23 protein-coding genes are annotated in these 23,685 nt (G+C 58.3%); 12 read left to right on the top strand and 11 right to left on the bottom strand.

What is annotated here, in order from left to right:
• Positions 1-13 precede the first annotated feature (13 nt).
• Complete coding sequence (locus tag NQ014_RS00695; RefSeq protein ID WP_257073069.1) at positions 14-979, top strand: NADP-dependent oxidoreductase; 966 nt, start codon at positions 14-16, stop codon at positions 977-979.
• Positions 980-992: 13 nt separating this feature from the next.
• Here the strand turns inward: NQ014_RS00695 and NQ014_RS00690 are convergent, their stop codons facing one another.
• The 7 genes from NQ014_RS00690 to NQ014_RS00660 form a co-directional block, all read right to left on the bottom strand.
• Entirely contained in the window at positions 993-1,514 is a 522-nt protein-coding gene (locus NQ014_RS00690; protein ID WP_257073068.1) for a hypothetical protein, read from the bottom strand.
• A complete protein-coding gene (locus NQ014_RS00685) occupies positions 1,511-1,828 on the bottom strand; it encodes a hypothetical protein (RefSeq protein ID WP_257073067.1) in 318 nt (105 codons plus the stop codon). The genes NQ014_RS00690 and NQ014_RS00685 overlap by 4 nt, the downstream gene beginning before the upstream one ends.
• A gap of 92 nt (positions 1,829-1,920) precedes the next feature.
• Positions 1,921-2,613, bottom strand: a complete 693-nt coding sequence (locus tag NQ014_RS00680; RefSeq protein WP_257073066.1) for a metal-dependent transcriptional regulator — start codon at positions 2,611-2,613, stop codon at positions 1,921-1,923.
• 3 nt (positions 2,614-2,616) lie between these two features.
• Positions 2,617-3,435 carry a metal ABC transporter permease gene (locus NQ014_RS00675; protein ID WP_257073065.1) on the bottom strand — a complete coding sequence of 273 codons (819 nt, stop codon included), beginning with the start codon at positions 3,433-3,435 and terminating at the stop codon, positions 2,617-2,619.
• The gene (locus NQ014_RS00670) at positions 3,428-4,258 is read right to left on the bottom strand and encodes a metal ABC transporter permease (protein WP_257073064.1); all 831 of its coding nucleotides are present in this window, start codon (positions 4,256-4,258) and stop codon (positions 3,428-3,430) included. Before NQ014_RS00670 ends, NQ014_RS00675 begins: the two co-directional genes overlap by 8 nt.
• A complete protein-coding gene (locus tag NQ014_RS00665; RefSeq protein WP_306438381.1) occupies positions 4,248-4,916 on the bottom strand; it encodes a metal ABC transporter ATP-binding protein in 669 nt (222 codons plus the stop codon). Before NQ014_RS00665 ends, NQ014_RS00670 begins: the two co-directional genes overlap by 11 nt.
• A gap of 23 nt (positions 4,917-4,939) precedes the next feature.
• On the bottom strand, positions 4,940-6,070 hold the full coding sequence (locus tag NQ014_RS00660; protein WP_257073062.1) for a metal ABC transporter substrate-binding protein: 1,131 nt from the start codon (positions 6,068-6,070) through the stop codon (positions 4,940-4,942).
• Between the two features lie 275 nt (positions 6,071-6,345).
• On the opposite strand from NQ014_RS00660, the gene arsC reads away from it, so the two are divergent.
• From arsC to NQ014_RS00620, 8 genes are all read left to right on the top strand, one after another.
• Positions 6,346-6,690 carry an arsenate reductase (glutaredoxin) gene (gene arsC / locus NQ014_RS00655; RefSeq protein WP_257073353.1) on the top strand — a complete coding sequence of 115 codons (345 nt, stop codon included), beginning with the start codon at positions 6,346-6,348 and terminating at the stop codon, positions 6,688-6,690.
• Between the two features lie 197 nt (positions 6,691-6,887).
• Entirely contained in the window at positions 6,888-8,285 is a 1,398-nt protein-coding gene (locus tag NQ014_RS00650; RefSeq protein ID WP_070601649.1) for an MFS transporter, read from the top strand.
• Positions 8,286-8,438: 153 nt separating this feature from the next.
• Positions 8,439-8,606 (top strand): antitoxin, encoded by a 168-nt coding sequence (locus NQ014_RS00645; protein ID WP_257073060.1) that lies wholly within the window; start codon positions 8,439-8,441, stop codon positions 8,604-8,606.
• Positions 8,607-8,748: 142 nt separating this feature from the next.
• Complete coding sequence (locus tag NQ014_RS00640) at positions 8,749-9,846, top strand: iron ABC transporter permease (RefSeq protein ID WP_257073059.1); 1,098 nt, start codon at positions 8,749-8,751, stop codon at positions 9,844-9,846.
• Positions 9,843-10,703, top strand: a complete 861-nt coding sequence (locus NQ014_RS00635; protein ID WP_257073058.1) for an ABC transporter ATP-binding protein — start codon at positions 9,843-9,845, stop codon at positions 10,701-10,703. Before NQ014_RS00640 ends, NQ014_RS00635 begins: the two co-directional genes overlap by 4 nt.
• A gap of 69 nt (positions 10,704-10,772) precedes the next feature.
• A complete protein-coding gene (locus NQ014_RS00630; RefSeq protein WP_257073057.1) occupies positions 10,773-11,798 on the top strand; it encodes an ABC transporter substrate-binding protein in 1,026 nt (341 codons plus the stop codon).
• A gap of 117 nt (positions 11,799-11,915) precedes the next feature.
• Positions 11,916-13,634 carry an ABC transporter ATP-binding protein gene (locus tag NQ014_RS00625; RefSeq protein WP_257073055.1) on the top strand — a complete coding sequence of 573 codons (1,719 nt, stop codon included), beginning with the start codon at positions 11,916-11,918 and terminating at the stop codon, positions 13,632-13,634.
• 1 nt (position 13,635) lies between these two features.
• The gene (locus NQ014_RS00620) at positions 13,636-15,462 is read left to right on the top strand and encodes an amino acid ABC transporter ATP-binding/permease protein (RefSeq protein ID WP_257073054.1); all 1,827 of its coding nucleotides are present in this window, start codon (positions 13,636-13,638) and stop codon (positions 15,460-15,462) included.
• 7 nt (positions 15,463-15,469) lie between these two features.
• Here NQ014_RS00620 and NQ014_RS00615 read toward each other — a convergent pair whose 3' ends face one another.
• From NQ014_RS00615 to NQ014_RS00605, 3 genes are all read right to left on the bottom strand, one after another.
• Positions 15,470-16,114: a bifunctional 2-polyprenyl-6-hydroxyphenol methylase/3-demethylubiquinol 3-O-methyltransferase UbiG gene (locus tag NQ014_RS00615; RefSeq protein ID WP_257073052.1), complete on the bottom strand. Its 645-nt coding sequence runs from the start codon at positions 16,112-16,114 to the stop codon at positions 15,470-15,472.
• A 104-nt stretch (positions 16,115-16,218) separates the two neighbouring features.
• On the bottom strand, positions 16,219-17,514 hold the full coding sequence (locus NQ014_RS00610) for an alpha/beta hydrolase (RefSeq protein WP_257073051.1): 1,296 nt from the start codon (positions 17,512-17,514) through the stop codon (positions 16,219-16,221).
• 15 nt (positions 17,515-17,529) lie between these two features.
• Positions 17,530-18,624, bottom strand: coding sequence for a trimeric intracellular cation channel family protein (locus NQ014_RS00605; protein WP_070767396.1), 1,095 nt, complete (start codon positions 18,622-18,624; stop codon positions 17,530-17,532).
• A gap of 57 nt (positions 18,625-18,681) precedes the next feature.
• Here NQ014_RS00605 and NQ014_RS00600 point away from each other — a divergent pair, with 57 nt between their 5' ends.
• Both NQ014_RS00600 and NQ014_RS00595 read left to right on the top strand, forming a co-directional pair.
• Entirely contained in the window at positions 18,682-19,278 is a 597-nt protein-coding gene (locus NQ014_RS00600; RefSeq protein WP_257073050.1) for an HD domain-containing protein, read from the top strand.
• Between the two features lie 59 nt (positions 19,279-19,337).
• On the top strand, positions 19,338-20,372 hold the full coding sequence (locus NQ014_RS00595) for an NADP-dependent oxidoreductase (RefSeq protein ID WP_257073048.1): 1,035 nt from the start codon (positions 19,338-19,340) through the stop codon (positions 20,370-20,372).
• Here the strand turns inward: NQ014_RS00595 and NQ014_RS00590 are convergent.
• Entirely contained in the window at positions 20,369-21,688 is a 1,320-nt protein-coding gene (locus NQ014_RS00590) for an MFS transporter (RefSeq protein ID WP_257073047.1), read from the bottom strand. The two genes, NQ014_RS00595 and NQ014_RS00590, sit on opposite strands and share 4 nt — an antisense overlap.
• A 142-nt stretch (positions 21,689-21,830) precedes the next feature.
• Between NQ014_RS00590 and NQ014_RS00585 the strand changes: the two genes are divergently transcribed.
• Positions 21,831-23,570, top strand: a complete 1,740-nt coding sequence (locus NQ014_RS00585) for an ABC-ATPase domain-containing protein (protein ID WP_257073046.1) — start codon at positions 21,831-21,833, stop codon at positions 23,568-23,570.
• The last annotated feature ends 115 nt before the right edge of the window (positions 23,571-23,685 follow it).

Genomic DNA, 23,685 nt, shown 5'->3' with positions numbered 1-23,685 from the left:
CTACCATCGTGGAATGGCACACAATAACTCGACGTCTTACGCAATGATCATCAATCGCTTTGGCGACCCCGATGAGTTCACGCAGGTTCCCCGCACCCCTGCGGAACCTGGTCCCGGCGAGATCCTGGTCAAAACCACAGCCATCGGCGCGAATCCGCTGGACTACAAGATGCGCGATGGCTCTTCCGGTCTGTGCACAAAATTCAACCCTCCCGCCGTCCTCGGACGCGAAGCGGCTGGTGAAGTCGTTGCCGTCGGCGAAGGCGTGGACAATTTCGTCCCCGGCGACCGTGTCTTCGGCATGCGCGGTTTCGACGACTTCCGCGGCACCTACGCAACACACAACGTCTTCCCCGCCGACGGTGTGGTCCGAACGCCCGATTCGCTTGACGACGTTACCGCTGCGGGCCTTGCCCTAGTGGGAATCACGGCGACCGTCGCTGTCGAGCAGCTTGCGAAGGTAAAAAGCGGTGACACCGTACTCATCCATGGTGCAGGTGGCGGTGTTGGCCAGCTAATAACGCAGCTGGCGGTTGCCCGTGGCGCAACTGTGTTGGCCAGTGCGTCGTCACGCCATCATGAAAAACTAGTGGGCTTTGGCGCGCAGCATATTGATTACACAGCGGAAGATGTATTCGAGGCTGTGCGACAGCAGTTCCCCGAGGGCGTAGATGTTGTGCTCGATGGCGTGTACTTCGACACTTTCCTCCCCTCGCTGGATGTGTTGGCATCGGATGGTCGGATTGTGGCGCTGCCTTCACTGGCCGACCTGACACCGGCGAGGGAACGTGGCATTGAGGCACACATTCCGGCTATTTCGAATGACACGACTATTTATGCCGACCTGGCCGACCGCGTGGTTGCCGGTGAGATTTCACTTCCTATCGGCCTGACTAAGAATCTCACCGAGGTCGCGGAGGTCCACCGAGTATTGGAAGACGGGCACGCTGACGGCAAGATTGTGATGACCGTCGAGTAATTCAAGTGCGTTACTACAGCTCGCGACGAGCGTTCTGATACGTCTTCGTCAGCGAGCACCACAGCTCGTCGGCATCAGAGATGGCTTCCACCAGCTCCCGGTTGGTCATAGTTTCGCGCTGCTCGCGCAGTCGGTTGTTTAGCTTCCGAGCACGAGAGAGCTCACCGCGTAGCTCGATGAGCTCCGGCGTAGCCTCACCGGAGGCAAATACATCCTTGTAGATGGTGCCAACACCCATTGTGGTGTTCACATTGTCCCAGGCAGTAAGGATTGCGGTGAGCTGGTACTCGGTGTCCATGGCAATCTGCTGCAGCTCCGCGTGATTACGCTCGGCGAGCTCGTGCGCCTCAGCACTGCGGCGCACGCCGGCCCACGCCTGGTATGCGATGAGGATCGCAAGCACCAAACCCGCCACTGGCAATACATATTGCAGAATCCACAGCGTGACACCGAAGAGCTGAATAATCAGGCCGAAGAAGAAAAATACGACAATGACCGTCACGCACCCGTTGTCGGAGCCTGAACGTTTACTCACCGCGGTGTCACCTCCGCCGCAGCATTCAAGATCGCATCGGCCCCCAGGTGGCTGGCGTAGCCAAGTCCAATGGCTACTGCCAGAAGGAGTATTGCCAGCAGCGTATAGACGATTGCCTCTTTGACAGTGCTAGTAACCGCAATGCGCTGCTCTTCGTAGTCAACCAGGGCCCGCATGTCTTTGGTCGAGACATTCAAGCGACGTTCGAGGTCAGCCATGTGTTCCTGCTGCTCGGCGCGTGAGATAGCGATGGCATTCAACGGCACATCAACGCTCTCGACACTGGCATATGCCTGCCGACGAGCACTCTTCACGCTGTCGAACGATACTGACGGTGCGGGCGGCACTTTCGTCGGCCCACTGAGATTCCGCGACACCTTATAGTAAGAGCGCGCTGCGGCTCTCGTCAGTTCGTTGTTGGAGTCGCCTTGATTGCCCATAGTGCCGAGTCTGCCACATGAATTTTCTTTGGCTCGTTATCGCCCACCTCATCGAGGATGGCGAAGACATGCATGCCTGCATATGGTGCGGTTTCGGCTCGGAGGACAGTCCCCGGGCCTACCCCTGATGTCGCCAAATAGCGCAGCAATTCAGGATCGGAGTCGTTAATGCGATCGACTACCACCATCTCGCCAGCTTCGATATCCGTCAGGTCGGTGCGCACTGCGTTGGCGATGGTACCGCTTGCGCTGGGAATTGGATCGCCATGCGGATCGCGTTCAGGGAATCCCAGCATTGCATCAATGCGACTGATGAAGTCCTCCGAGACCGCATGTTCAAGCTTTTCGGCTTCCTCGTGAACCTCATCCCAGGTGTATCCGAGAGTCGAGACCAAGAAGCTTTCAATAAGCCGGTGGCGACGCACCATGATTAGCGCAATTTCCCGCCCACGGTCCGACAGGCTAATGCCCCGGTACGGCTCGTGATCGACAAGGCCACGTGCAGCTAGCTTCTTCACGGCCTCGCTGGCGGTGGGCTTCTTTTCACCCATCCGCTCAGCGACGTCGCCAAGTGCCACTTTTTCACCGGTGCGCTCGTGCAAATCCCAAATGACCTTGAGGTAGTCCTGGGTCTTTGCTGGTAAATCCTCCACGTGCATTCTTTAGACTTTAGCGTTATTGCGTGTTGCCGCAATCTTGAGGGGGACATAGAAACAGCCGGCGCACACGCCAATGCAGCCGCCAACTGACAGATTCGCCGCCACCGCAATGAATAGCCCCACCAGGCCAATCGCGATACCCATCAATGGCGCTAACACGAATAGCAAACGGGTATCGTTCACTACCCCAACCAGCGCAGCTGCCGGAGCCGCCAACAGCGCGATGGATAGAATCGTGCCGACAGCCGGAATCAGCGCCACCAGAGTCAACACAATCAGCCCGCTGATGGCCAACTGTGCTCTTCTCCTCGAATGCGCGACCCCGAAAGACTCCGGATCGAATGTGAAGTAAATCAGCTGGCGCCACCGAGCCACCAGCACCAACGCCACCAGCAGCAGGAGCCCAGCCGACAGCGCAATATCAATCTTGTTCACGTTGAGTACGCTGCCGACCAGGAAACTCTCAACCTTCACCGGCAATGGGGCGAACCACTTGTTCAGGAAGTAGCCCAGCGCGAACCCGAATGTCAGCACAATTCCCGCCGCTGAGGACGTCGTCCCCACTTTTGACAGACCGAACAGTGCCCCGATCGGAATGCACATCAGAAATGCCCCAATAAACAGGAACACCGAAATCCACGAGTGGCTCAGGCCGAGCGCTGCCGCAATAACAACGCCCACCACCGCACCGGGAAAAGTCGCATGTGTGATCGCTTCTGCGAAGAACACTTGTTTGCCCAGCACCGCGAGTACCCCCACCACACCGGCCAATGCCCCGACCAATATCAGCTCGATGATTGGCAAAATCAGGATGCTAGACACGGTCGCCTCCTATCACGGCGCGCAGTCCCAGTGCCACGAAATACAGCCCCACCGAGGTCAGCGCGACGACAGCTTGAGGCGACACCGGCCCCAAAGGCACCAGTGCCAACCCAACGATTCCGCTGAGACAGCCCACTGCAATCGCAATCGGCACCATCACATGCACTCGGCGCGTCAGCAGTCTCGCCGCCGCTCCCGGCACGACCAGATATCCGACTACCAGCAGCACGCCCACGGCGCTTGCCGACGACACCACCACTGCAGCAATCGCCGCGTTAATGGTGAGGTCGATGCCCCACACATTGACGCCTGCGGCTTTGGCACCGAAGCGATCAAAGGCAACAAACACCTGCTGGCGCCAGGTCACTGCGATAAGAACCAAGGCGATGGCACAGACAATCAGGGCGCTGGTGAGACGGGAGTCAGTGACTTCCAGCAGTCGCCCGAACATGAGCGCTTCCAGCTGTCCTGACTGGTCACCTTTCTTCAGCGAGAGGATCACGCCGATGGAAAAGAAGCTGGTCAGTACAACTGCCACTCCAGCTTCCGACATGTGCGAGCGCGATACCAAGGTCAGTGCTACTGCCACTACCACCGCAAATGCCGCGGCCACCGGGATAATCATGTCGATGCCGCCGAATACGGCACCGGCCACAATTCCGGGAAAAATCGAATGCACCATGGCCTCGGCATTGAACTCGAGGCCACGCAGGTTCACGATGACACCGACCAGGCCAGAGACCGCCCCGAGGGCAATCAGCAGCACTAGTGGCCTGAACATGAAAGGTGCGATCCCAAGCGCATTCGCAAGCTCAGTCCACATAGGCTGGCACCAACTTCGAGGTCGCACCAAAAGCCGGCTGCTCTGCCACGATCAATGTGTTTTCGCAGGTCTCCTCAGCAAGCACGAGATCATGGGTGGCCGCGATAATCGCCGTGCCATTTTCCTTCAGTTCGTTGAGGAGATTCAGCAGCATGGCCCGATTTTCAGTGTCGAGGCCGTTGAACGGCTCGTCGAGAAGCACGAGTTCCGGACGTGCGACGATGGCGCGCGCCAACAGGACACGTTGCTGCTGACCACCGGAGAGGTTGCCGAAACGATCAACGGCGCGGTTGGCAAGCCCGACTTTGGCTAGTGCTGCGTGGATGCGTTCTTTGCGGTGTCCAAGCGGTTGGAAGGGGCGCAGTTCGCGCAGAACTCCCATGGCGACGACATCGAAAGCCGTGACCGGAAAAGTGCGATCGAGGTCTGCCGACTGCGGGACGTAGGACACAATCTTCGCGTTATTGTGCATCTCACCAGCGAGGAGACGAGTCCCGCCCAAGATTCCGCGCAGCACGGTCGTTTTTCCAGAGCCGTTGGCGCCGATGAGTGCAATCCCGGTACCCGGCGCGACACTGGCGGTGATGTGGCTGACGATGGGTACCGCCGTGTATCCAAATGAGGCATCGCCGAGCGTGACTATGGGGTCGGCAGACATGGGGTTGGCTAAGTGGTTGAGGCTCACTTGATGCCCTCTGGCAGTGGCGCGACGGTTCCGTCCCATGCCGTCACGACCTGAGTGACGTTGTGGATGATTGAACCAATGTAGGTCTCACCGTCACTGCCGGCCGGACCGAGCGAGTCGCCGTAGAGTGCGTCCTCACCAACGATGGCCTTGACACCCGCGGCCTTGGCAATCGCCTCAATTGACTTCGAGTTGTTCGAGTTTTCCGCAAACAGCGCGGTTGCGCCCGAGTCCTTCACGGTCTTTGCCGCCTCGGCGATATGCGCGGCCGTGGCATCCTGCTGCTCATTGAAATCAGACAGCGCTGCGCCGATGAAGTTGATATTGAACTCGTGGGAGAAGTATCCAAAGGCGTCGTGGCTGGTAAACAGTACAGGGTCCGACACAGTGGCGATGGACTTATTTGCCCACTCATCCAGCTGATCCAGCTTCTCCTGGTAGGCCGCAACGTGGTCGGCGATGGTGGACTTCAGCTCATTGTCGCCACGTTCCTCGGCGACCTGTTCCAGGGCGTAGCCGATGTTGGCAACCTGAATCTTGGCGTTCTTCGGCGAGGTCCATACATGCGGATCGAAGCGGAATTCCGCCTCCTCACCGGGTTCTTCCGGCGGGAATGGCCATGGGGAGACATCAATCTTTTCCACGCCTCGGTCAATGGTGTAGTTACCATTCTTCGCCTTCTCTGGTGGCAGCGGCTTGGTTTTGTCCATATCCTTGGCCGCCTTCATGGCATCTACGTCACCTGCAGTGAGAACGCCACTGGTCACTGCCATCGTTCCGGAAAAGCCCGAGGACTCAATCGCCTGGTCCAGGAAGTGCTCCAGGTCGACTCCGTTGACGAACAAGAGATCCGCGTTACCAGTCTTGCTCAGCTGCTCATGGGTCATTTCCAACTCATGAGCCGTTGCATTCGGCACCAACAGGCAGGTCAAATCAACTTCATCGATGTCCAGCTGCTTCACGTAATCACAAATCTGCGTCGTGGAAGCCACGACATTGATTGGGTTCTCGCCGCTGGCTCCCTCACTGCTATCGCCACACGCTGCAAGGCCAGCGCCCGCTAGCAAAATCGAAAGACCCGCACACATGGACTTGGCTGATCGCGAAAGTTTTCCGGAAATTGTCATGTTGGTGTCCGCTCTTGATTGTTTGTTCCTGCTTTACGACGGCTACGCTGACCGGCCGCTTCAGTAAATCGGGTCACCTTAGGGGCGGTTGGGGCGCACTTCGCCGTTCATCTATCACGTGTGAGAGTAAACCTAACGACAGCGATTTTCAACCTATTGAACTTAAGTGTTTTCGGTATGACATTTTTTAAGGATAAACATTGAATAAACCCTATCCACAGGCCGTCACGCCACAGCGCCAACCTTCACGCCACAACATCAGCCATGATGGAGACATGGAAGCGAAGATTTATCACAACCCCCGCTGCTCAAAGTCCCGCCAGGCTCTCGCCGTATTACGCGAAGCCGGAATCGAGCCGGAAATCATCAAGTACCTAGACACTCCTCTAACCAAGGCCGAGCTGCGCTCGCTAATCGAGGCGGCAGGTCTGAACGTCATCGATGCCGTGCGCACCAAGGAAGCAGAGTTCAAGGAACTGGAACTCTCCAAGGACTCCAGCGACGAGGAACTTCTGGACACAATGGTTGCGCACCCACGCCTGATTGAGCGCCCGTTTGTCGTCACCAATAAGGGGGTAAGGATGGCGCGCCCCACCGAGGCTATTAACGACATTCTCTAACCAATGACATGCGTTAATCGCCTTTACACCAACCCCCTCCACAGGCCTCCAAGACCGGGAAGTTAACAACCCGTTAATAGGGGATAAAGTCGCTGTAAACTCACCGCTGAAACGATAAAGCTATCCGCCTGCCACCCTAGCCACCCACACAGGTTGCACCAGAGGCAACGGCGGCCTTCAGCGAAAGGACTCTCATCATGAGCAGTCAGAGGCTCGGCTGGCTCAGCGCCCCCGGCCCAGCAGCTCCCCTTCCCGAGGAAAAGATTGCCCCGACCTACCGGACCTGGCGGTTCAACGTCTTCATGGGCATCTTCATCGGCTACGCGGGCTTCTACCTCATCAGAAATAACATCCCCCTGGTGTCCGCTGTGCTGGAAAAGCACGACCTACTGGGTGCAGCCGGAATTGGCATCGTAGCCAATGCGGTTCTCTTCTCCTACGGCCTATCCAAGTTCTTCATGGCCATGCTCTCCGACAGGGCCAATGCCAGGTACTTCCTCCCGCTTGGCCTAGCACTGTCCGCGGTCGTAAACCTCTTTGTTGCGTTCGTCCCAGCGATCAGTGCCTCTGTTGCGATTTTCGCGACAGTCATGTTCATCAATGGCTGGTTCCAAGGCATGGGCTGGCCTCCTTCTGGACGCGTTGTCGTCCACTGGTTCTCGACATCCGAGCGTGGCACTTTGATGTCGATCTGGAACACTGCCCACAATGTCGGTGCCGCCGTCGGTGGTGCTCTGGCAGCCTGGGGCTTGCATTCGTTCGCCACTTCCGATGCCGACTGGACTCCCGCATTCTGGCTACCGGCGATTGTCGCGCTCGTGATTGCTGCCATCGCATTCCTGCTGATTCGAGACAACCCCCAATCCATGGGACTGCCTCCAGTAGAGGAATACCGTAACGACCCAGACAAGGTCGAAGGAACTAATGACGAGGCACAAGAACCCTGGTTCACAATCGTCAAGAACCATGTTCTTACCAATCCGGTTATCGTCATGTTGGCACTGGCCAATGTGTTCGTCTACGCACTTCGTTACGGAGTTCTTAACTGGATTCCGATTTACCTGACAAACGAATTGCACAAGACCAACGTCACGGGCGGAATCATCGGATTCATGCTCTACGAGGGCGCAGCAATTGTGGGCACCCTGCTGTGCGGATGGGTCTCCGACAAGGTCTTCAAGGGTTGGCGCTCAGGCGCCGGCATGCTCTTCCTGGTCGGCACCGGCATCACCATTTTCGCATACTGGCAGCTACCCGCTACGGCACCATTGTGGATGTTCTATGTGCTCATCTCCCTGATCGGCGCACTCATTTACGGCCCAATCATGCTCATCGGACTGCAGGCCATCGACCTCTCGCCTAAGTATGTTGCGGGAACCGCAGCTGGTTTCACTGGATTGTTTGGCTACCTTCTCGGCGCAACACTCGCCTCCACTGGTGTCGGCCTCTTGATCGACTTCGCAGGCTGGAATGTCACATTCGCGACCCTCATTGGAGTTGTCGCCATAGCGTTCGTCCTCATGATTTTCGTCGGCAAGTACGAGCGCGAAGTCATGCACAAGGCAGATGAAGCCCGCACCAAGACAGCTCAATAGCCACTCAATAGCCATCAGTCACGGTACTGCTAGTCGAATCTCAGATTCACTTCGTGAGTCCAATACGGTCGCAAGGTCGCAGATTCATCAGTACACTCTATGCCGCAAACGAAAAAACGCGAATAGACATTAAAAATGGAAGGAGTCTTCACCATGGGACTTATGGACAAGGCCAAGGAAGCACTGAGCAACGAAGAGAACTCCGACAAGGTTCTGGACAAGGCTGAGCAGCTGGGCAAGGACAAGTTCGGCGAAGACAAGGCTGACCAGATCAAGAAGGTTCGCGACATGGCAGACGAGCGCCTGGGCGACAAGAAGTAAGCTACAGAGCTTCTTCACCCCGCATTAGCCCCCTGTTTTCACAAGGGAGCTGGAGCGGGGTTTTGCTGTTTTTAGGAGACGCCGCAGAACCACCAACGCTGCTTTATTGACAATTATTTTCAAATTGTCCATCATTAACCAAGTGAAAACTATTGTCGATAGAGCTTCTCTTCCGCGTACTCGAAAACAAAAACTTCGAGCCCGGCTCTTCGGCTTCCTGTTTTTCCTCGCCGTCCCCGCCACAATCCTCCTGGCGATCTCCATCGGCCCCGCGGCAACAGGTTTCAGCAACGGCATCGTCGCGCTGCTCACCCCGCTCATCAAGACGCTTTCCGACGACCTCCCGGCTCTCAACCACCTTCTGCCAGAGATATCCCCCGCCACGCAATCACTTGTCTGGAGCATCCGACTGCCCCGTGTCCTCCTTGCAGGACTGGTCGGTGCCTCGCTCGCTGTCGCAGGTGCAACCATGCAGGCAGTCTTTCGCAATCCACTGGCCGAACCCGGTGTTACCGGTGTCTCCTCCGGTGCAGCAGTGGTAGCCGTCATTCTCATCGTCACTGGCGTGGCTGCGAAAGCACCGTGGGTTCTTTCGGCTGGCGCATTCATAGGCGCGTTGCTGGCTGTCATATTTGTCCAGATCGTTGCCGGTCTCAATGGCGGCAGCGGAGCCACCCTGTTGCTCGTCGGCATTGCACTCAACGCATTCCTCGGAGCAGTCATCTCCGCCACCATCGCGAACGCGCCACACAGCGATGACGCTCAACAGGCCATGTTCTGGCTCAACGGCGATTTGACTGCTTCGAATTGGCAGGACATTGCACTGGCAGTCGGCCCCATTACCGTCGGCACGGTTATCTTGATGATGCTCATTCCCGAACTCAACCTGTTCCTCCTCGGCGAAGAACAGGCCGCTGCCACTGGTATGCGCACAGTGTGGATCCGGCAACTGCTGCTCGCCCTGGCTGCTTTAGTCACGGCAGCGGGCGTCGCTGTCACTGGCGTTATTTCCTTTGTCGGATTGGTCGTCCCGCACCTGATTCGCCTTGTCATCGGCCCCGATCACCGCAGCCTGCTGCCCATTTCTATGTGCCTCGGCGCAGTATTTCTCATTCTCGCCGACCTCGTCGCTCGCAGTCTCTTTTCCCCAGTTGCTCTGCAAACTGGCACCGTCACCGCGTTCCTTGGCGCACCTGCGCTACTCGCGTTGATTCTTCGGCAAGGTGGCCGCCAGTCATGAGTAAGCAGACACAAAACTTCAGCGACCACGTCACTAAGCCACACGCCGATAGCACCGCGCTGCTGCGGGCTACCGACCTCAGTGTCGGTTACCGCAATCGGACCGTCGTAAGTGGCGTGAACCTCGCTATTCGTCCTGGCGAAGTCCACGGCATCATCGGTTCCAATGGCACCGGAAAATCCTCCTTGCTCCGTGCTATGGCGGGCATTGTGACACCGAGTTCGGGGCAGGTTGAGCTCCTCGGTGCACCTTTGACGAAGCTTCGAGCCCACGAACGCGCCACCCGGTTGGCGTACCTGCCGCAGCACACACCGGCCGATGCCGCTATTGACGTTCGAACGGTCGTGGCACTCGGCAGGTATGCGCACCACCGTCGACGTGACCGTTTCCGCAGTTCACTGAACTCCACGGACCACGACATCGTCGCCTATGCCCTCGACCGCGTTGGTATCACCGCACTCGCCGACCGTCCCATCACGGCTCTGTCCGGCGGGCAGCGGCAATTGGTGTTCATCGCAAAGCTATTGGCACAACAGGCCAAGGTCATGCTTTTCGACGAACCCACTGCGGCCTTGGACATCGGGTTTCAGCTGGAAATCCTCGAGCTCCTCGGCGAGCTTGCCGACGAGGGCCACGGTATCGGAGTCGTCCTTCATGACCTCAACCTCGCGGCCCGCAGCTGCCACCGGCTCAGTGTGATTCACAACGGCGGATTGGAAGTCACTGGTTCCGCCGAAGAAGTGCTGACACCGCCCCGAATAGATGCGATTTATCGCATCGCCAGCGCTGTTGATACCGATCCACATACCGGTTCGGTGCGAGTGACGGCGTTGGCTCGGGCTCGCCCGGCTGTCTGATTCCAGCTAGCGCTAACGCAACCGAAAATTCCCCAACAATCAAAACTCAACACTCAAGGAAGTACTTTCGTGTTTTCACCAACTTCTCCTATCTCTGCTTTGAAGCGAAACTCTAAAAAGACCGTCACTCTGCCGTTGCTTGCAGCGCTTCCACTCGCTGCGGTGGTCGCTTGTTCCACTTCGGAGGAGACGGCGCAGCAGCCGTCGTCAAGCGAAACTTCGACAAACCAGCAGGCGCAGTGGCCGCGTACTGTGACCGTCGGCGACCACGACGTTACGGTGCAGAGTCAGCCGAAGCGCATCGTTGCCCTGTCGACCGAGGTTGCGGATCTGGCGTTGGAGCTGGTTGGGCCAGAGCGTGTCGTAGCCGTGACGAAGAATGCGCTCGATGAGAGCTCGGGTAATCAGGTTGAGCTGGCGCGTCAGGTGCCCAACGCGATTGCCAACTCGACGAAGCCGGATCCGGAGCAGATTCTGTCCTATGAGCCGGACATGGTGTTGATGACCAGCCGCCATGATCAGGAGCAGTCGGCAAGTGAGCTGCTGGGTGCCAGCGATGTTCCGACCGCGGCGTTTGCCAGCAGTGATTTCGCCTCGCCGAAGGCGCTGGCAGAGTCGGTGACCAAACTCGGTAAGTTGCTCGGAGCCGAAGATAAGGCGGCTGAAATGGTTGCCAAGATTGAATCGGAAACCGAAGAGATTCTCTCGGAAATTGATTCAACAACTAAGCCAAAGACGCTGGTCCTGTTTGCCCGCGGTGGTCAGAAGATGATTATGGGCATGCAGTCGGCGACGACAAATCTCGTTGAGCTGGCCGGTGGCGAGCCGATTTCGCCAAAGGGCAAGCGCCCGGGTGCCGTTCCCGCTGATCCGGAAACAATTGTGCAGCTCAATCCGGATGTCATTTTGATTCAGGATTTCCACGGCCAGGGCAAGGCTCCATTCCAGGAGTTGCTGGATAATCCGGCGCTTGCCGACGTCGCTGCGGTCAAGAATGATCGAGTGCAACTAATTGATGCGAAGACGACCTCTGGCACCGCCGGAATGCACATGCCCGATGGACTGCGTGAGATCGCTGACGCGCTGGCTAAATAGAAAATAGGTTTTCACGTCGCTATGTGGATTCATGAAGCACTGACTTCCCCACCCCGCCGAATGCACTGGGTTTTGTTATTCAGCTGGGGTCGAAGCTTTTTCTTCGCTCTCAGTGCCGTGGCTCTTGGGCACGCACTCGATGCTCTCAGCAGTTTGCACGGCGGTGTCGCAGACACCAGTGGTGGAAACTGGTTTGGGCAGTGGGGACTTCATGAATCCCTGTTCGCTGCAATTGTGGCGGTCATTCTGGGAAGCCTCTGTGCTTATGTCACGGAGGCATTGCCACCACGGCTTGCTGGTGAGCAGGAAAGGCTGTGGCGCTCGCATGTGGTTGGCAGTGTGCTGAAGCCGGAGTTTTCTGCTCCTGCACAGGCCCCGAAGCAGGCGCATGGAAAAGGGAACGGTGGCGGGAAATCCGGTCACTCACAGCGAAGCGCGTCCCACACTGGCGAAGGCCTACTCTTCGATGCCGCGACCACAAGCGTCGAACAGACCGCGAACTACCGAGCGACATTTCTCGCTCCCATGTTGGCCTCGTTTAGTGCTCCACTGATCATTTTGGCAGTCTGGGCTTTGTGGGTGGATACGAAAACCGCCTTGTGGCTGGCACTATTTTTCATTTCCACGCCGCTGATCATTATTGGTGCGGGAAAGATTCTGCGGAAATCCAATGCGACGTATCGCCGAAAGCAAGCGAAGGCCACGCATGCCTACTTGGAGATGCTCGAAGGGCTGGGAACATTCAAAGTTCTTGGAGCAATTGACCGGGTCATGGCGCGTTTTGCCAGCCAAACTCGCACTGCGATGGCTGAGCTCACCGCCCTGCTCGCCCGCAATCAGCTGATGATTATTGTCAACGACGCGGTTTTTGGCATTGCAATGTCGACGACCGCAATCGGTCTTGTCTTGCTGCGTTTGCAGGCAGATGCAATCAGCGTTGGCACAGCCCTCGCAGGTGTTTTCCTATCCGTTCTGCTCTACGAGCCCGTGAATCGCGTCGGCCGCACTTTCTATATCGGACTCGGTGGGCGCACGCATCGAAATGGAATTGTGGAGGTATTCGGCGAGCCTGCCGCTGAAGCGTTCACAGCCGGAACAGCGCATTCCACCAAAGCCACCGCACCGCACGCACCGGAGATTTCCCTCCGCGATGTGAGCGTTGACATCGGCGAAAAGCGCATTCTCTCCGATATCAACCTGACAATTCCAGCCGGCAGCAGAGTCGGCATCGTTGGCCCCAGCGGTTCCGGAAAGAGCACACTCCTGCGTGTACTCGCAGGCCTGCAGCCGCATTCCGGGGAAGTCTGCCTCGACGGCCACGCGCTTTCGACCCCGGAGTTGCTCGCCAACTCGCTGCTCATCTCCCAGCAGCCAGCCATTTTCGGCACCACCGTCGCGGACAATCTTCGCATCGCATGCCCGGACGCAACGGCCGTCGATATGCGAAAAGCACTTCGCGACGTGCACTTACTCACCGAAATCGAGCAGCGCCCTGGTGGTCTCGATTCGGAGGTCGGTGATCAGGGCAATTGGCTCTCAGGCGGGCAACGACGCCGCCTGGCCATTGCGCGTGGTCTGCTCGGCGCCGCTCCGATTGTGCTTCTCGACGAGCCGACAGCGGACATCGATCGTCGGACGGAAGGTCTCATCAAGGAGTCCTTGACACGCCTTACTGAAGGTCGCACGAGCATCATGGTCGCTCACCGCATGGAAGCACTATCGGACGTTGACCTGGTCATTGTCGTCGCCGAAGGCCGGATCGTGGCTGCGGGCAAACCCGACCAACTGAGCACAAGCAATGAGTATTACGCACGAGCGCTGACCGAGGAGAGCTGACATGAACAACATCATCTGGTTGCTGCGCTTTTCCGCACAGGCTCGCGGAGCGCTCAGTGCATCTATCCTCGCACGCGTGGCTGGGCACATTCTGGGTGCATTGATGCTGGCTGTGCCCGCCTGGGCAATTGCCACAATTGCGCTGTCGAAGTGGGACGCAACCGACTCGTCGCAAAGCTTGAGCATGCAGTGGACGTGGGCGGTCATTGGCGTGGTTGCAGGGCTGGCGCTGTTGAAAGCGATTCTGCGGTATGTCGAGCAGTACCTGGGGCATTTGGCGGCATTTCGGCTGCTCGGCGAGCTGCGGCTGTGGATTGTCGAGCGTCTTATCCCGCAGGCGCCCGCGGTAACCGATGGGCTGGGTACTGCCAGGATTCACACAATTGCGATTCGTGATGTTGACCGAGTGGAAGTCTTCTTCGCGCACACAATTGCGCCCGCGGTGACGGCCGTACTAATTCCGCTGATGGCGGTCATGACAGCGGCATTGACTGCTGGAGCCCTACCTGCGATTGCTCTGACGCTGACCTTCGCGGTTGGCTTTGTGATTGCACTCGCAGGCTCTAAGAAGGCGACTGCGGAGGCTTCCGCAACGAACTCCACACGCACGGACATTGCGCAGTACATTGCCGATATGCTGCGCCTTCGGGAGGAAATCCTCATCTACGGCGCAGCCGAGCAGCGGCTGCGGGGATTGCGTGAGCTCGATGAACAGCTTGCTCAGAAAATGCGTACAGGCGGCAAGCGGGCGGGACTGCGCTCTGGCGCGACCGGACTTCGGATGTGGGGTGGCAGCATTGCCGTCTTTTGTGCTGGTATCCCGGCGCTTTCAGCCGACTACCGTATGCTCCCTGCTGTTTTGGTGACGACGTCCCTGGTGGCGGGAACTGCTTCATCAATGGATTCGATCGAGCGCCTAGCATCTTCTCTGCCAGCAGGACTCAATGCAGTCACTCGGATCAGGGAGCTGGCCGCGCAGCCGCCGACTGTGGAAGAGCCGAAGCAGCCGGAGTCGCTGGACCTGCACCACGCGCAGATCGCGAGGGTCAACTCCGGCGACTCAGTCCCTGCCCTCGAACTGAGCGATGTCAGCTACCGCTACCCTGGCGCCGATAACCCTGCACTGACCAAGATCAATCTGCGCATTGCCTCAGGCCAGTTCATCGGTGTGGTCGGCCCAACTGGTTCGGGCAAGTCCACACTCTCCCGGCTAATCCAGCGGCATGTCGATCCGGATGTCGGCGAGGTCATCATCAATGGCCACAATGCCCGTGACCTCGGCTCAACCAATGTCTGCCGAACGGTTGTTGTCGCAGATCAGAATCCCTTTCTCATGGAGGCCACCATCGCTGAGAATCTATGTCTCGGCGCGCCTGATGGCTGCGAGGTTCCCGAATCACTGATGCACTGGGCGCTCGAACTCGCCGCCATCAACCCTGCTGAGATGCCGCTGGACAGGCCCATTGGCCGCCGCGCGCAGCGGCTCAGCGGTGGTCAGCGTCAACGTCTGGCGCTGGCCCGCACCTACTTACGCGCGGTACTAGCCGACGGCACTAAGCCCAATGACCTCGCTGCACACCTCGCCGGAAAGATTGTTATTTTCGACGAAGCCACCAGCCACCAGGATCCACTGACGCAGGCTCGTATCGTGGACAATGCCCGCGCATGTGGAGCGACCTGCATCTTTATTGCGCACCGACTTCAGACACTGGCCGAGGCCGATGACATCCTGGTCATCGAAAACGGCCAGCTCATCGAACGCGGCACGTATGACAACCTCCTGAACGCAGACGGCGCATTTGCTCGACTTGCGCGCGCCGAGGTCTAGGCTCCTTCTAGCTCTCCGCGCAGGTCTTCCGCAACACCACCACGGTGTCGACAACGTTCTTGCCATCGATTTGCTTGACGACGTCACGCTGCGCCACCACCGCTTCGAGACTCTGCGGCTCGTGCGCAAAGAAATCAGTGACCTCATCCGCGCTGTAGAGCAGCTCGGGGTCTCCCGGGCCGTGGACTTCGTTGTCCGGGTGGTGTGAGACTGAGACAAAGTAGCCACCCGGAGTGAGAGCCTCAGCGACGGCTCGCCAGAGGTTCTCCCTGTCCCTGCGCGGCAGGTGAATAAATGCGGCGACTACCAGCTCAAAGCTTCCTGCTTCCGGCTGCCAGTCTGTTAAGTCTTGCTGGACCAGGTTCGCAGAGAGCCCTTCAGCTGCCAACGCGGCTCCAGTGTGTTCGAGCCCGACGCTGGAGAAATCCATGCCGGTGACATCCCAGCCCTGGCTGGCTAACCACACCGTGTGACGGCCACGGCCACAGCCTAGGTCGAGCGCACGTGAGGGGTCGGAGAAACCTGTCCGGATTACCTCAACATGCTGCGCGATTGTCGGGTTCGGTTCGCCGCCAAAGAAAGAGGGCGAACCGTCGCTTGCGGCCTTGCCATCGACCGTAAATTTTTCATCCCAGAAGTCTGCTGTAGACATGCTCACCAGGATAGACGGCACCGAGAGGCAATGCTGGACTGCATGAGGTTCTGCGGAGGTTTGAAGTTCTACGGGTAGAGACTCTCCACCGGCAAACTGGCCTCCTAGTGATCCTCGACGAGCTCGCGGAGCCGCGCGAAGATGGCCGCACCGTCGTGGCGAATACCGTCATGCTGGAACGCATTGGTCACATGTGGTCGCAGGTCGCGGTAGCAGTTGGCCGTCACCATCGAGTACTCGAACGGCACGAAAATATCGTCGAGATAAACCGCGGCTGCCGAGGTCGGGGCGTCGGCAAGCAAGCGCGCGGAATCATACGGCGAGCTTTTCCAGATATGCTGCGCCAATTCTTCGGCCTTTTCCTTGAAAGGAAGGAGCGCGGGGTCTTCGTCGAATTGCCACGGGAAAATGTGCTCGCCGGTGAGATAAAACCGCTCGTCTCCTGCCGGATTGGCCTTTTCTTCAAAACCTGGAATTTCCTCGCGAATGCGATGTGCTGCCCAATTAGTTGTGGGCTGCTCCCCGACACCACCATAAATGGATTCGTGAATCGCGGCGTATAACGGACCGTCGGCGAAACTCACGCGGGATCCTACATCGGCCAGAAAATCGGTGCGCAATTGCTTTTCGCCTTTGCGAATGTGGAATGGTTCTTCCAACAAATACGCTAGATTGTGGAATCCATCTCCCCGGCCTAATTCAATTCCGATGGTGCGGAATCGGCGAGAACTCAGTCGCTCACCGGTGGGGAGAGTTTCTGCAGATTGCTCCAGGTGCGCGCAGATTTCTCGAATGCGGTTTTCGGCCCACGGATACTCGCGATAAAAACGCTCGTGGCGGGTGCGCAGCTTCGCATATGTCGTGCGATAGAGGTCATCAGCGCCGCAGTCCAGAACCGGCAAACCACCTGTGAGATAGGCGTGTTCCACGGATTCCGGATAGCGGCTGAGATACGAAGTAATACAAAACCCGCCAAAGGACTGGCCATACAGCGACCATTTGGCAATGCCCAAATGCTTTCGCAATGCTTCCGCGTCTTCGACGATGTATTCCTGACGCAATTGTGCAAGCCGCTCGGCCGGAATATCTGCAATATTGGCCGCATCAATTCGATGCGAGCGGCCAGTGCCGCGCTGATCCAGCAGGATGACGCGGAATTCCTTTAGCGCCTCACCGATTACTCCGCTGGCGCCTACCGGACGCGGTGCCGGAAACCCCGGGCCGCCCTGCAAATAGACAATTGCCGGTGCATCCTCATTTCCTGGCGCATAGATTTCCCTGGCGAAAAGCTCAAATGTGGCGGCATTCGCAGCTTCGGTAAAAGGATCCCAGGCAACCTCAAGGGTGTGTTCCTTAATAATGTGTCCAAAATGCCTGCTTGCTGTACTCGTCGATGCCATGTTTTTACCGCTCCTCTAATCCCGCTGTTCGTATTTCTTCATCAGCTTTGCGACGAGTAAGTCGGTCGCCTCATCGTCCGCAAGAATTTGATCCAGCATCTCCCGGTATTCCCGCTGCCGCAGTGCCGTATCTTCTCCGTAGTCATCATAGGAATCGCCGGATAGGTCCACACCGAAATCGGATTCGTCGCTGTCATCCTGCACTGTCTCCTGCTGTGCCGTCGGCATGTGCAGATCCGCTGGAAAGTCCGCATTGAACTCCTCCAGGAATTCCTCCGCGCTGGCCTCAGCGTCGGAACGAGACACTCCCCTATCAACCTCAGCCTGAATGCGACGCTGCAGCGCCTTTTCCATCTGACGGTGACGCCAGCTGCGGAGGCGTGCGGGCTCGAAACGTCGACCAACCTCGCGACTCTTGCCCTCTGCTCGACGTGCGAGGACCGCAATCTGCGCCGCGGTGTCGTTCAGTGGCGCCCACTCCGAGTGTGCCGACACTCGCCAATTACCCCAGTACCCCAGCAGCGAAAGCAGGATGCTGACGATAGGACCAATGACCATGGACACGGCCATAAACCCCAAATGGTGGCCTCCGATGACAATGACCGCGCAAGCCACGGCCGGGATGACCGTGGGCTGGTTGCCGCCGAAAACAGCGGGTACCCGCCCGGTCACAATGTCACGGATCATGGAACCACCAGTGGCGGTGAAAACGCCCATCATGATGCACGGCAGAATGGGCAGACCATAAGTGACGCCTTTGACCGTTCCCGTAGCTGCCCAGAGTCCCGAGACCACAGCGTCACCGTGGACCTGAACGTATTCCCAGGTCTTTCCTTTGAAATAGAAAAATCGCGCGATGAGCGCACCGGTAAACGCCAGGATTAGATACTCCGGCTGACTCATTGCGGCGACGGTGCCCTGGTTAATCAGAACATCGCGAATCATGCCGCCGCCCAGTGCGGAGAACAGCGCAATAAAGAAGAACCCGATGATGTCGTAGCCTCGTTGCCGGGCGATGGTGCCACCGATGATGCCCATGAGCAGGACACCACTGACATCGGACCACCGGTACATCGACTCGATGAGCGGATCTACTTCTGCGACGTTCATGATGTTCAAGCTTAGACGCTGCTATTTTTCAAGCATCAACGAAAGGTCGGGATACCCATGCAAAACGCTGACACCTTTGCTTCGGCACGCCCTAGCGACAGGCTCATGCGCGGCATCGCTATCGCCTCTCGCGCGCACGATGGGCACTACCGAAAGGGCTCGGGCGTTCCCTATATCAGCCATCCGATGTCGGTGATGTTGATTGCGGCGAGCGTGACTAACGACGAAGACGTGCTGTTGGCAGCTCTCTTCCACGACATTTTGGAAGACGTGCCGGAAAACTACTCACGTGCCGAGATGGAAGATGAGTTCGGGCCTCGCGTGGTGGAGATCGTCGAGGGTGTCACCAAAGACTCTTCCCTGCCCTCGTGGCAGGACCGCGCCGATGCCTACTTGGAACAGCTTTCTCGTGGCAGCGAGGAGTCCCTCATCGTGGCCGCTGCGGATAAGTTCCACAATCTCAGCCAGACTCTGGAGGATTTAGACCGCGATGGCCACGCCCTATGGCAACGCTTTCGTTCAACTCCAAGCCAGCAACTGTGGTGGTACACAAGCGTCCGCAACGTAATCGCCGAACGACTGCCCGGCATGCCTTTACTGGACGACCTGGGCGTTCTTATTAAGCGCCTCGATTCCTGGGTACAAGAGGCGTAACCTGCGATTCAGCAATTAAACCGACAATAAATCCGCGAATACGCAACAGGAGAAGAGCAGTGACTTCCGTTAATACTTCGTCCACGTCCGAACTGCCCACCACCACTCAGCAGTGGGTTTTAGCTTCTCGCCCGACCGGCCTGCCAACTGACGAGAATTTCCGCCTCGAGACCGTCGATTTGCCAGAGCTTAACGACGGCGACATTTTGGTGGCCAACTCGGTCGCTACCGTTGATCCCTATATGCGTGGCCGTATGAATGATGTCAAGTCGTACGTCCCGCCTTTCCAGCTCGACCAGCCAATGACTGGCGGTGCTGTAGGCACCGTCCTTGCGTCCAAGTCGGATAAGTTCCAGGTTGGTGACGCTGTCCGCCACTCTTATGGCTGGCAGACCAACGCGGTCATTGCCGATTCCGAGGCAACACCAGTTGACCTCAACGTTGCACCGGCTGCTGCCTACCTGGGCATCCTTGGTCTTACTGGACTTACTGCTTACGCTGGTCTAAGTGCCGTCGGAGAGATGAAGGAAGGCGACGTCGTCTTTATCTCTGGCGCTGCTGGTGCGGTCGGCTCGGCTGCTGGTCAGTTCGCCAAGCAGATGGGCGCATCCCGTGTCATTGGCTCCGCCGGCTCGGACGAGAAGGTTAAGCGTCTGCTCGAACTCGGCTTTGATGCCGCCTTCAACTACAACGACGGCCCGGTTGCAGAGCAGCTAGCAAAGGCGGCACCAGAGGGCATTGACTTCTACTTCGACAACGTTGGTGGAGACCACCTGGAGGCAGCCATCGGCGCGATGCGCACCTTTGGCCGTGTCGCTATGTGTGGCGCAATCTCCCAGTACAACAACACCGGAGCTCCGACCGGACCACGCAACCTAGCTCTGGTCATTGGCAAGTGCATTACGCTGCGCGGCTTTGTCTTGGGCAAGTACCTGCACCTGGCAGGTGAATTCCAGGAGCGAATGGCTCCGCTGGTCGTCAGCGGTAAGGTCGCTTACGATGTCACCACTCGCCACGGTATCGAGAACATGCCAGCTGCATTCCTCGAGCTGTTTAGCGGAGGCAATACCGGCAAGATGGTCGTAGAGTTCTAAAGACCTGCCTTGCGCGGAACCGAGACTTCCTTCAGCCTGCTGGACATCGCGACACCAACCAATCCCATCAGCGCCAGGAAGATCAAAGCTGCCGCGGGACCGAAGCTAGCGATAACACCTGACAACGCACCGACGATGAGCAGGACGACCCCCATGATGGTGTTGGCCGCTCCGACATACTCGGTGCGCTTGTCGCCTTCTGCCATGTCAACAACATAGGTCGAACGGGCCACGCGAACACCTGCGTGGACGACGGACATTGCGAAGAAACCGAGTGGGAAAATCCAGGCATTGGCACTGGTGGAAAGCCAGTGTGAACTGGCGACCAGCAGGAAAAGCACAATCGAACCGACCAGCGAAGAGTAGGTCAGGACCTTCTTCGAGGATTTATCAGACCAGATTCCGGCGACTTTTCCGCCAATGAGCGACGCGAACCCGGCGGCGAGCATGAAGATGCCGACGTTTGCGCTCACTCCCCCGCCACTACCGTCAGAGGCTTTCAGGTCAGCACCCACCTGTGCACTTAGCGTGACGATGAACGACGTGGATAGTGCTGTGACCAGCAACAAGCTACGGACAATCACGAAGTCACGGAAGTTCTTATCCTCCGCAAATAGCCACCAGGTGTCCTGCCACCAGGTTTTATTCGGCTCGTCCTTGTCATCTTCATTGGTGGGCTCGACAATTCCGCGGAAGATCAAAACCGCTGCCACCCACGACAGCGCCGCAACAAAGATGAGCCCCGCCACGATTGGTTTGGTGACGTTGTCGCGGATGATCCACAACACCGCACCAACGATAATTGCGGCGACACCGCCCAACATCGCAGCTCGGCCGCTGATCTGCCCGCGCTGCCCCTTCGGAATCGTGCGTCCCTGAACATCCTTCGAGGCCATCGAGCACAGAGCTCGTGCCGTCGCAAAGCCTGCAAGTGCAATGATGACAGCGACGCCGAGCGCGGTGCCTTCCAGGAACAACGCCGCCAGACCAATCAGCACCGCCGCGATGGCTTGCCCCAACGCCCCGGCAATCCAGACGGTTGTGCGGCGCGGGCGAGACTTTACCCAGGGTGTCAGCGCTGCCTGCGGCAGCATCGAGCCGGACTCGCGCACTGGCACAAGCATGGCGATGAAGAAGCCCGGCGCGCCAGCCGAATGCAGCAACCATGGCAACAACGTCTTTGCCGCGACGATTTGATCGCCAATATTCTGCAGGCCGTGCGCCCAAACGTAGCGCTTGGCGTTGGTGCTGGCGTGTTTTTGCACCGACTCTGGGTTGTCCCCTACAGGTTTGTCAGCTTCCGAGCTATCCGTCATACCTTTCACGCTACCTGTCCGCAGCAACGGCGCTGACGCACGCGACTGTCTGCTCAGGCCAGTCGAAGCACGAAACGCGCTTGCCCCTTCTGCCATTACACTCGCGGGAAGAACATCTAACATCTTCAACGAAAGTAGAAATATGCCCGCTGACCTTTATCGACGTCTCTCCAACCTCGATGGCAAGAGCTACGGTGCATACAAATCTCTTCGTGGCTCCCACGAGCTGCCAGACCTGGACGCGACGCTATTTATCGACAAGGTTCAATCCGACCCCTACGCCCCGGCATCGCGGGCACGCGTCCACATTCCGCTGTCCGTACTGGACTATCGCGGCGCCTCCCGGTCACAGCCCGGTAGGTTCAGCACGGCTGAGCTCGATTTGTTGAACCGCCGCCTCGTGCGCGCTTTGAAGAAGTATGGTCGCGGACTATTCATTGATTCTCCAGGTCAGCAGGTCTTGCGCCGAGCAGCTGTCGCTGAGCTCCGTGCGGATGCGCACGACGTCGATAAGCATGACGATGCCCTCCAGATCAGCCTAGAAATCCAACTGCCCGCCCGCGGCCGACGCATTCTCGGGCGTGAGGCGGCGCGCTTGATCTGTGAGGATCTGTTGGACGCGCTTGACGACGCCATCGTGAACGCACCCATCGATGCGCTCGAGGCAGCCGCGGAATTGGAGTATGACCAGCTGTTTTTGCGCCGTGCAGTGGCGGACGCGGACCTGATTGGGTTTGTGGCAGACGGTGCGGTGTTGCCTCGTCAGGCGGGCAATAGCCAGCTGCCGAAGCCCGGCGCGACTGCGTTTACCTCGCCGGAATCGCTGCAGCACAGTTTTCAGCTTCCGTCGGGCAAAACCGTGCACGGCATGGGTATTCCGCGGGGCGTGACGTTGATTGTCGGTGGCGGTTATCACGGCAAGTCCACGTTGTTGTCTTCCCTGGTCACGGGTGTTTATAACCATATCGCTGGCGATGGCCGCGAGTTTGTGGTCGCCGACGAGACTGCGGTTGCACTGCGTGCCGAGGACGGCCGGGCCATCACGGGTGTGGATATCTCGCCGTTTATCAACGGCCTTCCCTCCGGTGATGACACGACCCGGTTTTCCACCGCGAATGCATCGGGGTCGACCTCCCAAGCTGCGAGCCTGATGGAGGCGCTGGGTTCCGGTGCGCGAGTGCTGCTCATCGATGAGGACACTTCCGCGACCAACTTCATGATTCGCGATGAGCGCATGCGCCGCCTCATCCCCGATGACCGGGAGCCGATTACTCCACTGGTCGCACGGGTCCGCGAGCTCTGGGAGGACCACGGGATCTCCACGGTTATCGTCGCTGGCGGCTCTGGGGCTTTCATCGATGTCGCGGACACCGTGATTGCTTTGGATGCGTACACGCCTTACGACGTCACCGAGCGCGCCCGTGAACTTCGCGAATCGGCTACTCCGGCTGAGCCTTCGCCTGCTTTTGCGCAGATCGGTGAGCGTTTTCTGCAGGCTGACTTCCCTACCGGTGGTGGCCATGGTGGGCATGGCGGCCGCGGCGGCGGTCGCGGTGGGCGCGGTGGCGGTGCGAAACCACCTAAGCCACCGCGTGCTCGTGGTCTAGAGCTGATTCAGGTGGGCAAGGACAATCTTGATTTGCGCGCTGTCAGCCAATTGATGGATTCCTCCCAAACAGAAGCAATTGCCCGGATTCTGGGCGCCGTCGTAAAGCAGCTCGATGGGCGTACTGACCTCACCGACCTAATCCAGCGCGAGCACGACAACTTTTGTCATTCACTCTTCGATGCGACAGCTGAGTTCACCAACTCTGGTCATCTCGCGGAGCCTCGTTTCCAGGAGGTTGCGGCGGCAATCAACAGACTTCGGCTCTTGCGGTAGAGCCTCGAAGATTGGCGGACCCCGGCCCCGCTCCCTCCCCTGCGGATGCCCCAGCTAACTTCCTCGACGGATTTCGGCGTCAGGTCTTGACCTTGACGCGGCGTCAAACAGAAAG

This window comes from Corynebacterium sp. 5QC2CO, from assembly GCF_024580435.1.
Classification (GTDB): domain Bacteria; phylum Actinomycetota; class Actinomycetes; order Mycobacteriales; family Mycobacteriaceae; genus Corynebacterium; species Corynebacterium jeikeium_D.
Note: the sequence above shows the minus strand (reverse complement) of the source record. Positions and strands in the feature narration are given on the sequence as shown.